At 42.4% G+C, this 689-nt stretch carries 1 pseudogene; it reads left to right on the top strand.

Going from position 1 to position 689, the window contains the following annotated elements:
• Positions 1–689 (top strand): annotated as a pseudogene (gene babB, locus DBU79_RS07725) (Hop family adhesin BabB); the annotation flags it as partial.

The following is a 689-nucleotide window of genomic DNA, read 5'->3' as shown; positions in this document are numbered from 1 at the left end:
AAAAAGAACAACCCCTATAGCCCGCAAGGCATAGAAACCAATTACTACCTAAATCCTAACTCTTATAACCAAATCCAAACCATCAACCAAGAACTAGGGCGTAACCCCTTTAGGAAAATGGGCATCGTCAGTTCTCAAACCAACAACGGCGCGATGAATGGGATCGGCATTCAAGTGGGCTACAAACAATTCTTTGGCCAAAAAAGAAGGTGGGGCGCTAGGTATTACGGCTTTTTTGATTACAACCATGCGTTCATCAAATCCAGCTTCTTCAACTCGGCTTCTGATGTGTGGACTTATGGTTTTGGAGCGGACGCTCTCTATAACTTCATCAACGATAAAGCCACCAACTTCTTAGGCAAAAACAACAAGCTTTCTGTGGGGCTTTTTGGAGGCATTGCGTTAGCGGGCACTTCATGGCTTAATTCTGAGTATGTGAATTTAGCCACCATGAATAATGTCTATAACGCTAAAATGAATGTGGCTAACTTCCAATTCTTATTCAACATGGGAGTGAGGATGAATCTAGCTAGACCTAAGAAAAAAGGCAGCGATCATGTAGCCCAACATGGGATTGAACTAGGGCTTAAAATCCCCACCATCAACACGAACTATTATTCCTTTATGGGTGCTGAACTCAAATACCGCAGACTCTATAGCGTGTATTTGAATTATGTGTTCGCTTACTA

The organism is Helicobacter pylori, assembly GCF_009689985.1.
GTDB lineage: Bacteria > Campylobacterota > Campylobacteria > Campylobacterales > Helicobacteraceae > Helicobacter > Helicobacter pylori_CG.
Note: the sequence above shows the minus strand (reverse complement) of the source record. Positions and strands in the feature narration are given on the sequence as shown.